This window comes from Bdellovibrio sp. MYbb2 (genome assembly GCF_056175685.1).
The window spans coordinates 1,136,507-1,148,843 of sequence record NZ_JBJKJI010000001.1 but is presented as its reverse complement, the minus strand read 5'-3'; the positions used below and the strand labels follow the sequence as shown (position 1 = coordinate 1,148,843).

Genomic DNA, 12,337 nt, shown 5'->3' with positions numbered 1-12,337 from the left:
TAACCCCAGCCCCCCGGTGGCGCAACCGCAGACTTGAAGATGCAACGATTCGCTGCCCCTTATATCGTGATTTCAAGTACTTACGCATTTTCAAACCCAAATTGATTTCAGCTCTGCAGTTTAAATGCAAATATCTTGCAATTAGAAAGTGGCCTTGCTAGAAGCAAAAGAATCCAAGGAGTACCTATGAAATTCATCTTCTCTGTTTTGTTGGCCCTGCCAGTATCTGCTTTTGCCCATGAACACGATCACGATCATGGTAACAACATCTTGAACCAATCCCCGGTGACCTTGGCATCGGTGGCAGCATTGGAGCTTTTTGAATCCGGGAACATTGGCAACCTTGTCGGCTTTCAAACTTTCAAAGCCGATGATGAAGCTGCAGTGAAGCTGACCTATATGGATAACTCCGGCACGGCCCGCGCAGTGGGTTATGATTGCCACTTCCACGCTCACGGTGATGCACAGGAAGCCCACTGCCATGATTCTGCTGATTTGGGAGTGATCGACACCCCAGCTAATGATGTCAGCTTCGGTGTTGATGAATTCGCAGATTCCTTGGCTTATTCCGCCGACATCTTCGCCAGAAAAATTGCGCCTTTGTCCCAGATCACGAATGTGAAAATGTGGCAGACCGGTGGCAACATCTGGGCAACACTGGCTCACGATACCGGTGCTGGTGAAGTGAAGTCTCACTTTATGTGTCACATGCACGGCGATCACTTTGACTGCCACCGCAGCAGAGACCCAGGCCCGAACGAACCCCGCTATCAGGAGTAATCCATGAAGATTCTTTTTGCTGTTTTATTCTGCCTGACCCTGGCCGCCTGTGGAGGTGGCCACAATCCCGACAAAGACAACCTGAGCAAGGCCCTGCAGGTCGGTGATTCCTCTTACTATGATCTGGGCGCGGGCAAAGGCTTGATGACCGAAGGTCTTTCGGCTGTTTCATCCGGAGCTAATTTTGAAATCACCTTCACTCTGAATGAGGGTGGATCTTTAAGCCTGCATACGTTTGCCAATTCCAACCTGTTAAGCGGTTTCACGGTGACGTTCACGCGCACCGGAACCACCCTGCAGGCGCATGCCGACGCTCAAGGCGAAGTGCAGGACTGGAGTTCTTTGTTTACATTTGTTGATGCTTCGGGAACTTTGACTTTCACCCTGGACATTCACAACAATGAACGTCCCGCACACGTGCTGATCTGGAGTGGTGCCAAGTCCTCGGGCATGGATCACACCAACACAGTTTACAACAGTGCTGAAGACAGCCTGGATCTGAACTATGATGCAGCTCCCGGTAATGGTTCTGGGCGGGCCTGGGGCTTCACGGCCACGAATGCTCAACTTTTGAATGCGCGCCTTTCTTCCCCACAGGATGGACACTGATGAAAAAACTGATTCTAACTGCCGCTTTGATTACCGCCACCGTATCGTCCGCTTCAGCCCAGGTTCTGCAAAACATGCAATCCGCGGCAGCTTTGGATCTGGTGGCACCGCTAAATTTCGAGGACTCGGCTGAAAACAAACTCGATATTCGCGCTGCCGAACTGATGTTCTTTGGCCCGCTGGATCCGACTTTTGATGCCTACTTGAATTTTGCGGCCCACAATGAAGAAGGCGAATTCGTGGCCGAAGTTCACGAAGCCTATGTGGGATCCAGCAAAGTGATTCCCAATTCCCGCTTTCGCGTCGGAAAATTCTTTCTGGGCGTGGGCCGCCTGAATCAATTTCACCAGCACGACTGGGCGTTTGTTTCGGCTCCCCGTGTGCAGGCTGAATTCTTTGATGAAGAAGGCGTTGCTGACACCGGGGCTGAGTTTTCGACTCTGCTTCCGACGGACAGCTATTGGGATATCACCATGGGTGTGACCAATGGTTACACTTATGGCCACAGTCACGATGCAGGCGAAAAACCGCAGGTGCCGACTCACTATATTCACCCGGTGAACTTTGTTGATTTTGGCGAGGCCGGTGCGCTTCAATGGGGCATGAACTACCTGGGTCGCACGGACGCTGCAGAAACCAAAACCCAGCTGTACGGTTTGGACTTTGTGTTTAAAAAAATGGAAGGCAAAACCCTCACTTTCCTGCTCCAGTCTGAAATCTGGTACCGCAACTTAAGCGCCCCCGGAGCGGACACTCAGGAAGACATCGGGGCTTACTTCTATCCGCAGATGTCCTTGTCAGAAAGATTGTTCCTGGGGCTTCGTGTGGATTTGTTCTCGGATCTGTCACGCAGCTTTATCAGTGATGGCTCCCGACAAAAGAATCTGGATTATGGATTTGTCCCGACTTTGACTTTTAAAAACAGCGAGTTCTCTTTGCTGCGTGTGGCTTACACCTATGATAATCAGACTTATCAGGGCGAATCCGACACCATCAGCCAGAAAATCGAACTGCAGTGGGTGGCGATTCTTGGTGCCCACCCGGCCCATTCATTCTAGGAGCCTGTCATGAATAAATTTTTAATGTCCGTTCTGTTCGTGTTCAGTGCTTCTGCTCAGGCCAAGATCAAAGTGGTCACCACCTTGCCGGACATCGCCGAAGTGGTGCGTGCCATCGGACAAGATCAAGTCGAAGTGCAAAGCCTGCTTTCCGGTTCTGAAGATGCGCATTTTGCCGAAGCCCGCCCCGATTACATTCTGAAAGTTAACCGCGCCGACATCGTCTGCTCTATGGGACTTGAGCTGGAGGTCGGCTGGCTTCCTAAAGTTCTTTCCAAATCCGGCAATGCTAAAATTCAAGACGGTGGGACTGGTTCCTGCATCCTGGGCAACAGCATTAAACCATTGGATGTTCCTACCGGCGTTATCAATCGCTCATTGGGCGACGTCCATGCGCACGGAAATCCGCACTTCACTTTAAGTCCTTTAAAGATGGCCGAGGCCGGCCGCGAAGTGGTGCGAGTGCTGTCTTTGGCACTGCCTCAGGAAAGTACTGTGTTCGAGAAAAATTATGATACTTTCAAAGCCGACATGACCCGCCTGCAAGAGCGTCTGGCAAAAACCGTGAAGAAAACCAAAGTGATGGAGTATCATAAGGAATTCACTTATTTCTTCAATGCCTATGGCCTTGAGTCCGCGGGATCCTTGGAAGAAAAGCCGGGCATGCCTCCGTCGGCTGCGCGCATTGCTCAGGCTGCGAAACTTGCCAAAGATAATAAAGTGACTGTGCTTTTTGCGACGGCCTCGGCGCCGCACAAGACTTTGGAGCGCTTCCAGGAACTGTCCGGTGTTCCTGTGGTGATTGTACCTTCTTATGTGCCGCTCAAAGGCGACGCAAATTCCATCTCCAAGTTGCAGGAACTGCTGGTGGGGTCTGTAAAATGAGTTCTGTGCTTTCCGTCCGTGATTTACAGGTTCGAAGCTCGGAAGGCCTTGCCCTTTCACCAGTGGTGAATCTAGAGCTGAATGAAGGCGACGTGCTTTTTCTGCGCGGTGAAAATGGCGCGGGAAAAAGCACGCTGCTAAAAACCCTGCTGGGTCTGCATAAATACTTCGATGGCCGTTTTCAATTTTCAATTCCGCAAAAAGACATCCAGTATCTGCCGCAGCTGGGCACACTGCATTTTCACCTGCCGCTGACGTTGCGTGATCTGCTGGGTGATAATGAAGGATTCCACCCCCTGTTAAAGAATATGGATCTGGATAAAAAGTGGAACACCGCCAGTGGTGGTGAAAGACAAAAAATCCTGCTTTCCGCGGTACTGGCGAAAAAACCGCGCCTGCTGATTCTGGATGAACCGTTTAATCACGTGGATTCCGAGTCTACCCTGCAGCTGGAAGAAGCTCTGGGGAGCTATTTGAAAGAAAATCCGCAAAGTTCATTGGTTTTGGTGTCCCATCGCGCTTTGACCTCCGAATGGAACCGCGTTCGTGTGCTGGAGATCCGATGACATCCTTTATTGAACTGCTGCAAATTTATAAGTGGTCCCTGCCGTCTTCAATCCTGATGGCTGCGGTGCTGGCATTAATCGGATCGCAATGGAGTGCCCGCGAAAAAAGTGCACAGATCTTTGTTCTGGGACAAGGTGCCTCACTGGGTATCGTTCTGGGCCTTGTGATCAATATTCTGCTGGGCACAGACTTTCACGGCATCAGCCTCGTCGCGGGTTTGTCGCTGGGTTGGGTTACTTTGCTATTGATGGATCAGCTGATTCAGACCAAGTCCGATCGCAATCACATCTATCTGACCCTGTTCGTATTCTTCCTGTCACTGACCTATCTGATCAGCTATCTGACCCCGGCTTTGGAAAGCCATATTGCCGCATCTTATTTCGGTGATCTGGCGGTGATGAGCGATACGGGTGCTCAACTATGTCTGCTGGCAGCCGTGGCGTTTGGAATCTTTGTTTTGAAGTTCTGGAGATCTTTGTCTTTGGCTTCTTTTCAAATGGTCAATCACAGCTACATTCATCGCACCTGGCAAAACCGCGCCTTTGACGTGGGAACACTGCTGCTGACAACGATGGCGATTCAAAGCATGGGCTATCTTTTCACCATCGGATCTTTGTTCATTGCAACCAGCTTCACCGCCACGCGCAGCAGAAACCTGCAAAGCTATCTGATCAGAATGCTGGTGATTTCCGTGGGTGGAACTGCTTTGGGGTTTGCGGTCTCGCTCTTATCCACAAATCTGCCCACAGTGCCTTGCGTGCTTCTGGGACAGATGTTGTTGGGACTTATCACTTATACAAAGAAATAGTGGAATGACGGCTGGGCTTCACGCTTTTGGCCGTCGATATTGAACATGCAGATGACTTCAGTGCACACGCCTTTTTTAACGTTGAAAACTGTCAAATCCGCATTTTCGATGATCTGATGAAGGCCGCGCCCCGCGCCGCCTTTATTGGCATTCATGCTTCCTGCCGAACCATTGTAACAGCTGAGCAGATAATCAATGATGATATCTTTGGTCAAAGAACCGAATGGATCCTTCACCCCCACGGCCAGATAAACCCCGTCACTGGCGTAACGAAGCTGGGACTGCTGGTGGGTGTCCAGTTGGATTTCCTCTTTACGGGATACATGATTGAAAATGGATTTACCGCTTGAATCCACCGGCGCATCATAGATCGCATTCATCAGCATTTCTTCAACTACCGTATTCACACGGTCCAAAATGGTGGAGCGAACCCCCATCTTTTTGAAGTAGCCGTACAGATCCTCACGCAGGGATTCACGGTGAGTGGAGTTGGAAACAACTTTTCTTTGAACTTCCACTCCCCAGGTCAGGTATTTTTCGATGCCGAAAAGATCCTTGTTCAGAAGTTTTCCCAGAGCCGTCAAAACATAACGAATGGTGGCGTTGCGGTCTTCCGCATCCCGGGAAATGATATGATCCACATAACGATTGCCTTCCAGAATGCGCAGGTTCCCCTGAACATCTTTACTGGTTAGCAAAATGGAATAAGGCGTTTTTTTGCCTTCGTGGACTTCTTTAAGCACATCCACGCAGCCTTCTTCACACAAAACAACGTCATACTGGTTGTCGCGCAGGAATTCGCGCGCACTTTCGGAGTTATCTGCAATATCCAGCTGAACTCCGGTGCCCCCCAGAGCCATGCGAATCGGAAGTTGTTGTTTCTTTTCCGGTTCAACCAACAAGACCCGGCCACCCACTTTCTGGATTTTCTGCTGGGCTTCGTGAAGTTCGCGGTTCAGGATTTCAAAGAGTCGCGCTTTTTCGTTGGTTTTCATAAGACGTTCTGTAAGGACGTTGCAGTAAATCTGATATAACAAGGCCTGGAAACGGTCCTTGTCCTTGGGATGAACATGGCCAAAATCCTCGGAACGGATCACAAAACATTCCACCGGCGAAAGAGCTTTGACCGTGGTGGATGTCGGGTTTGTGGTGATCACACTCATTTCACCGAACACTTCACCCCGAGTATCCAAAGTGGCAATCACTTCAGAAGCCAGGGAAATTTCGACTTTTCCGGATCTTAAAAAGAACAAAGAGCTGTTTTGTTTGCCCTCTTGAAGAATGAAGGACCCCGCTGCGAATGACTCGCAATGAACCATGGCCGAAGTCTGCAAAAGCAGATCGTCCGCAAAAGACTTGAAGAAAGAAAAGGCCCTAATTTCTTTGGCGATTTCAGCCGGGTGCAACTTCATATTGGCCTTATTATGTCTGTAGTTCCGGGCCCTTGACCAGAATCGTGTTGAATATTCTTGGTAATCAAAGAAAATTAAGTCTATCGTCGGTATAGCGGAGGCCGCTTGTTTCCATTCATTCCCCTGTCGCCCACTCTTAACGTTCCCACTTATTATCTCGTTCTGAGTCTGACGGTTTGCCTTTGCCTTTTCTGGATCAGCCTCCGGGCGGACAAGTTTGAACTTTCCCGCAAAGTCGCGCTGGACCTAAGTCTTATCATCATGGTGACGGGCTTTATCGGTGGGCGCCTGTTTCACGTCTTCTATGAAAACTTCGAGCATTATCAGGAAGACTTCGCCCGCATCTTTTATTTCTGGAATGGTGGCTTTGTCTTTTATGGCGGCGCCATTCTGGCGGGCCTTTGCAGTCTGCTCTATATGGTGTTTGTGGCGCGCGTGCAGTTTGAAGACTATCTGGACCTGTTTGCGCCGGTTCTTTCCTTCGCCTATGTGCTGGGCCGGGTGGCCTGCCTGTTGGCGGGTTGTTGTTATGGCGGAACCTGTGACCTTCCCTGGGCGGTGAATGGCCTGCATCCGACCCAAGCCTATGCTTCGCTGTGGGAACTGGGTGTGCTTTTCATTTTGCTGGGGACTGAAACCACGGCGCATTCGCTGCGCCCGAAATTGCTAAAGAACCCAGGCAGCATCTTTTTCCTGTGGATGGTTTTGCATGGAATGGGCCGTCTGCTGATGGAAGCGTTCCGTGATGATTTCCGCGGGCCTTCATTGGGATTGTCAATTTCAAGCTGGATCAGCCTGACTATTATGGCGCTGGGATTATTCCTGATGATTCGCAAACCAGCACGCCGGAGCTGAACAACGTCCGCCCGTCTGACATAAAGCCCCTGCCAGATAAGTATCCAGACGACACTGATGAGACGGATACACATTTCTTAAAAGCTCCGTCGCCGCAGGAGCTGGTGTCCACAAAGATACATCCGCTGACTTTTGCGAATCATAGCGTTTGAAGAACTGCACCATCTCCACCCCGGTCTGTGCGGTGCGGGCGCAAAGCTCATTGCCACCACAAAGTGCCAGCACTTGCGGGTTGATTTCAGTGACCAGTTCCGGATGTGCTTTCAAAAACTGCGGCAGGCAATCTTTGGCTGCATAAAAGTCCGACTGTCCTTCTGAAGAAGACCACTCAGCACCGGTGAAAGTCTGGCGCGGTTCACCCGCGATCACGTGACCGATTTCATGACAAAGAATTCCCGCAAGCACCGGTAACGAAGCGCCGGGCGCGCGGGCCATACCGCCCCACAAGGAAACTTGCATGTAAGTGTCTTTATTCTGGGCAAACGCTGCAAAGTAAGGACTTTCCCATTCGGCTGGAACCAGCAGAGGTCTTCCCGTGCTGTTAAACACCGGCATGATGTATTTCACCTGAAATTCAGTCAGCAGTGCCCGGTATTGAGCCTCGGTCACATGCGAAACATTCGCGCTGCCGGGAGGCAGAAAGAAATATCCCGCTTCTTGCGCAAAAGACGCCCCTGAAGTGCGTGCCTTCAAAGGTTTCTGCGTCTGAACCATAAAAATGAGTCCCACCAGAAGAAGTGTCGCCAGAATGTAGGGAAGATATTTTTTAGTTTCGCGGCTCATAGGGACAGCACCATACCATACTTCAGGATAAAGTCCCACCTTCAAAAGGTTGCATGAAAGTTTCCACCCACAGTGACAGAAAATGTTCTTGCCACTCAAGCTTGGTCACTGGAATCAAACCAAAGCTCATCTCTGGCAGGCACACATTCTGCTAAGACCCAACAGCGAGATATAATTTTTTGTAACTTCGGAGGATTCCATGCGCGTATCTTTGACTGTTCTGTTGATGTCTTTTGTCTTTGCCAGCCAGGCCTCTGCCTCGGCTTTCGATTCTTTGAATGATCAAAAGCTGCAAGAGCAGGCCCTGACTTTATTGGAACAAAATGCCGGCACCATGCGCATGAGCGGCGAAGTTCATTCCCATGAAAAACTGACTGATATTCTGGCCAAAGTTCAGGCCTACAACGAAGAGATTCTGACCCGTCTTTCTGAAGGACAGGACTTGGAAGATATGAAAAGTGCCGTTTCCCACACCGACACCAAATGTACGATCGACCAGGATGGCAGATCTGCCGTATGCAACCTGCTGATCAGCTACCGTCCCCTTGGTGAAACCAATGTTCGTTTCTATATCGATCTGGATGACGCCGGCAACGCTGTCGGTATTTCCGGCACCGCTGACATCACTCGCGGCGACTAATCCCCCAGTGCTTTCAACGAGTTCAAACCCTGTCTCAGTTTGAGACAGGGTTTTCCCATTCCGTTCAGGCGCTTGCCTTCGTTCGCAGTGACACAAATTGGCTGACCTTATAAATAAGTAAACAGGCTCAGACGTTCCATCTGCGATTAAACGCTCTTTCAACATTCCCGCGCTCTGGCATGACTCATGTATTGCATTGTAAGTGAGGAAAAATATCGAGAGAGAGGTTTATTATGAAAAGGATTATCGTATCGTTTATCGCGATCTATAGCGCGCTGGTTTTAGCGGCGTGTGGAAAAAGTGGTGGTGGCGGTGGAAACACCAATACCGGTGTGATCCCTAACTGTGCTGTGGGCACTGTCTGGAATGGATCATCTTGCGTTGTGGTTAATGGCGGCGGCAACGTCGTAACCGGCCCAACCCAATTCTATGACTATAATTATTATGGTAACAACACGAACTACCGCGGCAGCCTGAGCATTGTGAACAGTGGTGCTTATGCAACCTTCCTGAAAGAAGCGTTGGCAGTGTGTGGTCGTACTATCTGGGGTATCGAAGCTGGCTTGGCCAAGTGTGAAAACTGGACATCCGGTTCCCTGATGGTTTCTTTCTCGATCGACGGTTCCATGAGACCGGTGATCAGATTTGAAGCATACCCGGCTCCAAACTGGTATCAGTACACATTGAACCTGGGAATCAACGCTGGTGGAGTTGCTTTCAACCCGCTGATTCTTTCCAATAACAACACTTTCAGCCTTATCAACAACAGCAAAGGCTTTGAAATCCGCGCTCAGGGTTCTTACCTGAACGGTGGCGGCCTTCGCCTGATCCAAGTCATGGTAAAAGAAGGAACTTTGGCGCAGAACCAGTTCGCGTACGAAGTTTACTTCCCGCACAATGGTGTCGCGACGAAGTTCGCAACAGGTGTTTTCAAGCGTTACTAAGCTCTGCGTCTTGCACTGGGTGCGGGACTTGGAATAAATTCCGACTATGACCGAATCTCAATCTCGACAGGTCAAATGCCCGCAATGCGGGCTTTTGGCTTTGTACTCAAGCGAAAATCCTTTCCGTCCTTTCTGCTCTGAAAGATGCAGACTTATTGATCTTGGCGAGTGGGCTTCTGAGTCCTACAGAATTCCCGTCAAAGATTCTTCAAGTGATGCTTTAACTTCCATGGATGATGATGATTATCCAGGCGAAGACAAACATTAGCATCAGCCGCAAATCCACACTCAGAGACCTTTTCACATTTTGCAGTTGACGAAATTCTGATTATGGATTTTCATGGGGCTGTCATTGGATGACGAAGAGTTATCATCACGATTTTATAATCAACATCGGATACACAAACGTGTCCAACAAGAGGAGTTCAAATGAACAAAGCTCAACTTATCGAAAAAATCGCTACTGAAACAAAAGTTTCCAAAGCTCAAGCAGAAGCAATCCTTGATTGCGCTGTAGAAAACATCAAAAAATCCGTTAAAAAAGGTGACGATGTTAAATTGGTTGGCTTCGGTACTTTCACTAAAGCTAAACGTAAAGCTCGCACTGGTCGCAATCCACAAACTGGTAAAGCGATCAAAATCCCTGCTGCATGGGCTCCGAAGTTCCGCGCAGGTGCTGAATTCAAATCTATGGTTAAGTAATTAACCCCAGTATTTCGATTTCTGAAAAGGCGTCCCGCAAGGACGCCTTTTTTATTTTGTCTCTATGATAATCCCGGGGTAGCCTTTATCCCATGGCTCAGTTTGATAAGAAAATTCAGAAAATTGGTGTGTACACAAGTGGCGGCGATGCGCCGGGCATGAATGCGGCAATCCGCGCAGTTGTCCGCGTGGGGATCTCACAAAAACTTGAAGTGTACGGAATTCACAACGGCTATGTCGGCATGATCGAAAACAAGATCGAGCCATTGCAACTTCGCGACATGGCCAACATCATCCAGCGCGGCGGCACTATGCTTAAAACCGGCCGCTCCACCGATTTCATGCGTCCCGAAGGCCGCGCCCGCGCCGCTCAAAATATCAAAAACCTTGGTTTGGATGCTTTGGTCTGCATCGGCGGTGACGGATCCTTCCGCGGTGCTCATGCACTTTGGGAAGAACATCAGATCCCGGTGGTCGGCGTTCCCGGCACCATCGACAATGACATCTTTGGCAGTGATAAAACCATCGGCTTTGATACGGCTGTGAACACAGCTCTTGAAGCAATTGACCGCATTCGTGACACCGCTGCCTCTCACGATCGCTTGTTCATCGTTGAAGTGATGGGCCGAAATTCTGGTTTCATCGCGTCTCACGTGGGCCTTGCTGGTGGTGCGGAAGAAATCTTCACTCCCGACGCCAACACCACTGTTGAAAAAGCCATCGACCGCATCAACGAAGCCAAGTCCCGCGGCAAAACCAGCAGTATTATCATCACCGCCGAAGGACAGAAGCCAGGCCGCGCGTATGATCTTGCTGATGCCATTCGCAAAAAATCCGGCATGGACGCAAAAGTCTGTATTCTTGGTCACCAACAACGTGGTGGCTCCCCGACTGCGGCCGACCGTATTCTTGCCAGCCGCATGGGTGCTGCCGCTGTGGACGCTTTGTTCAAAGGTTATTGCGACGTTATGATCGGCACTGAAGGTGAACGACTTATTCAGGTGCCTTTGGAACTCGTGTACAAGAACGAAAAGAAAAACCAGCTGGATCTGATCTCGCTGGCGAGTGTTCTGGCAACTTAGACCCGTCCTCACGTTTTTACCTTGACCTCGACTGTAGGAGCTTGAATTCTATGGAGTATTCCATTTAAGCAACCCACAGCGAGGTCCACATGAAAAAACTCCTCTTGGCTCTGATTTTGGTTCTGCCACTTATCAGCGGCTGCACCAAAAAAGAAAATGAAATTGTGATCGGTGAATACGATTCCCTGACTGGAAGCGATGCCACATTCGGACTTAGCTCCAACAAAGGTGTGCGCCTGGCTTTGGATGAAATCAACGCCGCAGGCGGAGTCAAAGGCAAAAAAATCAGCCTGGTGACTTTGGACGATCAGGGTAAAAACGAAGAGGCAGCTTCCGCAGTAACCCGTCTGATCACTCAAAACAACGTCGTAGCTGTCATCGGTGGCGTTGCCAGCGGCAGATCCAAAGCGGCGGCTCCGATTGCCCAGTCCAACAAAGTTCCTTTTGTTTCCCCTGCTTCCACAAATCCCGATGTGACCAAAGCCGGTGATTATGTCTTCCGCGTCTGTTTCATCGACCCATTCCAGGGCATGGTGATGGCAAAGTTCGCGAAAGAAAACCTGAAGATCAAAAAAGCCGCGATCCTGCGTGACGTGAAAAACGACTACAGCGTGGGTCTGGCCGACGTGTTCGCTGCGGAATTCAAAAAAGGCGGCGGCGAAATCGTTGCGGACCTGAGCTATCAGGCCGGCGACATCGACTTCAAAGCCCAGCTGACTCAGATCCGCTCTAAAAATCCGGAAGCGATTTATGTTCCGGGTTATTACACTGAAGTGGGTCTGATTGCCCAACAAGCCCGCCAATTGGGTGTGAAAGTGCCTTTGATGGGTGGTGACGGATGGGATTCTGACAAATTGTACGAGATCGGCAAAGAAGCCATCAACGGCAACTATTACTCCAACCACTACACCACTGAATCCACGGATCCAGCGGTGACTGAGTTTATCAAAAAGTTCAAAGCCAAGTACAATGAAACTCCGGATGCTTTGGCGGCTTTGGGTTACGATGCCGCGAAAATCCTGGTGGCAGCGATTGAGCGCGCGCCAGACTTGTCAGGCAAAGCCATTCGTGATGAACTATCCAAGACAAAAGATTTCCCTGGTGTGACCGGGAAAATCAGCCTGAATGAAAACCGTGACGCTGTGAAAAGTGCGGTGGTCATCCAGGTCGACGGTAACAACCGCAAGTTTGTGACCACTATCACCCCATAAG

General features: G+C 50.0%; 15 protein-coding genes. 13 read left to right on the top strand and 2 right to left on the bottom strand.

The genetic code is table 11. The features are described from left to right. Positions 1-186: 186 nt before the first annotated feature. Genes AC04MQ_RS05685 through AC04MQ_RS05660 form a run of 6 tightly spaced genes read left to right on the top strand, consistent with a single transcriptional unit; the run spans position 187 to position 4,707 of the window. Complete coding sequence (locus tag AC04MQ_RS05685; RefSeq protein WP_475391456.1) at positions 187-780, top strand: hypothetical protein; 594 nt, start codon at positions 187-189, stop codon at positions 778-780. A gap of 3 nt (positions 781-783) precedes the next feature. Then, positions 784-1,389: a hypothetical protein gene (locus tag AC04MQ_RS05680; RefSeq protein ID WP_475391455.1), complete on the top strand. Its 606-nt coding sequence runs from the start codon at positions 784-786 to the stop codon at positions 1,387-1,389. Continuing rightward, on the top strand, positions 1,389-2,447 hold the full coding sequence (locus AC04MQ_RS05675) for an outer membrane beta-barrel protein (RefSeq protein ID WP_015092376.1): 1,059 nt from the start codon (positions 1,389-1,391) through the stop codon (positions 2,445-2,447). The genes AC04MQ_RS05680 and AC04MQ_RS05675 overlap by 1 nt, the downstream gene beginning before the upstream one ends. Positions 2,448-2,456: 9 nt before the next feature. After that, the gene (locus AC04MQ_RS05670) at positions 2,457-3,332 is read left to right on the top strand and encodes a metal ABC transporter substrate-binding protein (protein ID WP_015092377.1); all 876 of its coding nucleotides are present in this window, start codon (positions 2,457-2,459) and stop codon (positions 3,330-3,332) included. After that, entirely contained in the window at positions 3,329-3,898 is a 570-nt protein-coding gene (locus AC04MQ_RS05665) for an ATP-binding cassette domain-containing protein (protein WP_015092378.1), read from the top strand. The genes AC04MQ_RS05670 and AC04MQ_RS05665 overlap by 4 nt, the downstream gene beginning before the upstream one ends. Further along, the gene (locus AC04MQ_RS05660) at positions 3,895-4,707 is read left to right on the top strand and encodes a metal ABC transporter permease (RefSeq protein ID WP_015092379.1); all 813 of its coding nucleotides are present in this window, start codon (positions 3,895-3,897) and stop codon (positions 4,705-4,707) included. Before AC04MQ_RS05665 ends, AC04MQ_RS05660 begins: the two co-directional genes overlap by 4 nt. Here the strand turns inward: AC04MQ_RS05660 and AC04MQ_RS05655 are convergent. Next, positions 4,692-6,119 (bottom strand): cyclic nucleotide-binding domain-containing protein, encoded by a 1,428-nt coding sequence (locus tag AC04MQ_RS05655; RefSeq protein ID WP_015092380.1) that lies wholly within the window; start codon positions 6,117-6,119, stop codon positions 4,692-4,694. The genes AC04MQ_RS05660 and AC04MQ_RS05655 overlap by 16 nt on opposite strands. A 105-nt stretch (positions 6,120-6,224) precedes the next feature. Between AC04MQ_RS05655 and AC04MQ_RS05650 the strand changes: the two genes are divergently transcribed. Beyond that, positions 6,225-6,974 (top strand): prolipoprotein diacylglyceryl transferase, encoded by a 750-nt coding sequence (locus AC04MQ_RS05650; protein ID WP_015092381.1) that lies wholly within the window; start codon positions 6,225-6,227, stop codon positions 6,972-6,974. On the opposite strand, the gene AC04MQ_RS05645 is transcribed toward AC04MQ_RS05650, so the two are convergent. After that, on the bottom strand, positions 6,936-7,757 hold the full coding sequence (locus tag AC04MQ_RS05645) for a hypothetical protein (protein ID WP_015092382.1): 822 nt from the start codon (positions 7,755-7,757) through the stop codon (positions 6,936-6,938). The two genes, AC04MQ_RS05650 and AC04MQ_RS05645, sit on opposite strands and share 39 nt — an antisense overlap. Before the next feature lie 199 nt (positions 7,758-7,956). On the opposite strand from AC04MQ_RS05645, the gene AC04MQ_RS05640 reads away from it, so the two are divergent. From AC04MQ_RS05640 to AC04MQ_RS05615, 6 genes are all read left to right on the top strand, one after another. Beyond that, positions 7,957-8,397, top strand: a complete 441-nt coding sequence (locus AC04MQ_RS05640) for a hypothetical protein (protein WP_015092384.1) — start codon at positions 7,957-7,959, stop codon at positions 8,395-8,397. Positions 8,398-8,630: 233 nt separating this feature from the next. Continuing rightward, the gene (locus AC04MQ_RS05635) at positions 8,631-9,341 is read left to right on the top strand and encodes a hypothetical protein (protein ID WP_015092385.1); all 711 of its coding nucleotides are present in this window, start codon (positions 8,631-8,633) and stop codon (positions 9,339-9,341) included. Positions 9,342-9,387: 46 nt separating this feature from the next. After that, positions 9,388-9,609, top strand: coding sequence for a DNA gyrase inhibitor YacG (locus AC04MQ_RS05630; protein WP_041577983.1), 222 nt, complete (start codon positions 9,388-9,390; stop codon positions 9,607-9,609). A gap of 161 nt (positions 9,610-9,770) precedes the next feature. Further along, positions 9,771-10,043, top strand: coding sequence for an HU family DNA-binding protein (locus AC04MQ_RS05625; RefSeq protein WP_015092386.1), 273 nt, complete (start codon positions 9,771-9,773; stop codon positions 10,041-10,043). Between the two features lie 92 nt (positions 10,044-10,135). Continuing rightward, the gene (pfkA, locus tag AC04MQ_RS05620; RefSeq protein WP_015092387.1) at positions 10,136-11,125 is read left to right on the top strand and encodes a 6-phosphofructokinase; all 990 of its coding nucleotides are present in this window, start codon (positions 10,136-10,138) and stop codon (positions 11,123-11,125) included. An 89-nt stretch (positions 11,126-11,214) separates the two neighbouring features. Next, positions 11,215-12,336 carry an ABC transporter substrate-binding protein gene (locus tag AC04MQ_RS05615; RefSeq protein WP_015092388.1) on the top strand — a complete coding sequence of 374 codons (1,122 nt, stop codon included), beginning with the start codon at positions 11,215-11,217 and terminating at the stop codon, positions 12,334-12,336. The last annotated feature ends 1 nt before the right edge of the window (position 12,337 follow it).

Excerpts from the sequence above, each read along its gene's own strand:
- AC04MQ_RS05615 (WP_015092388.1), top strand. The coding sequence starts at position 11,215 with ATGAAAAAACTCCTCTTGGCTCTGATTTTGGTTCTGCCACTTATCAGC.
- AC04MQ_RS05625 (WP_015092386.1), top strand. The coding sequence starts at position 9,771 with ATGAACAAAGCTCAACTTATCGAAAAAATCGCTACTGAAACAAAAGTT.
- AC04MQ_RS05680 (WP_475391455.1), top strand. The coding sequence starts at position 784 with ATGAAGATTCTTTTTGCTGTTTTATTCTGCCTGACCCTGGCCGCCTGT.
- AC04MQ_RS05640 (WP_015092384.1), top strand. The coding sequence starts at position 7,957 with ATGCGCGTATCTTTGACTGTTCTGTTGATGTCTTTTGTCTTTGCCAGC.
- AC04MQ_RS05630 (WP_041577983.1), top strand. The coding sequence starts at position 9,388 with ATGACCGAATCTCAATCTCGACAGGTCAAATGCCCGCAATGCGGGCTT.
- AC04MQ_RS05685 (WP_475391456.1), top strand. The coding sequence starts at position 187 with ATGAAATTCATCTTCTCTGTTTTGTTGGCCCTGCCAGTATCTGCTTTT.
- AC04MQ_RS05655 (WP_015092380.1), bottom strand. The coding sequence starts at position 6,119 with ATGAAGTTGCACCCGGCTGAAATCGCCAAAGAAATTAGGGCCTTTTCT.
- AC04MQ_RS05665 (WP_015092378.1), top strand. The coding sequence starts at position 3,329 with ATGAGTTCTGTGCTTTCCGTCCGTGATTTACAGGTTCGAAGCTCGGAA.
- AC04MQ_RS05645 (WP_015092382.1), bottom strand. The coding sequence starts at position 7,757 with ATGAGCCGCGAAACTAAAAAATATCTTCCCTACATTCTGGCGACACTT.
- AC04MQ_RS05660 (WP_015092379.1), top strand. The coding sequence starts at position 3,895 with ATGACATCCTTTATTGAACTGCTGCAAATTTATAAGTGGTCCCTGCCG.
- AC04MQ_RS05670 (WP_015092377.1), top strand. The coding sequence starts at position 2,457 with ATGAATAAATTTTTAATGTCCGTTCTGTTCGTGTTCAGTGCTTCTGCT.
- pfkA (WP_015092387.1), top strand. The coding sequence starts at position 10,136 with ATGGCTCAGTTTGATAAGAAAATTCAGAAAATTGGTGTGTACACAAGT.
- AC04MQ_RS05635 (WP_015092385.1), top strand. The coding sequence starts at position 8,631 with ATGAAAAGGATTATCGTATCGTTTATCGCGATCTATAGCGCGCTGGTT.
- AC04MQ_RS05675 (WP_015092376.1), top strand. The coding sequence starts at position 1,389 with ATGAAAAAACTGATTCTAACTGCCGCTTTGATTACCGCCACCGTATCG.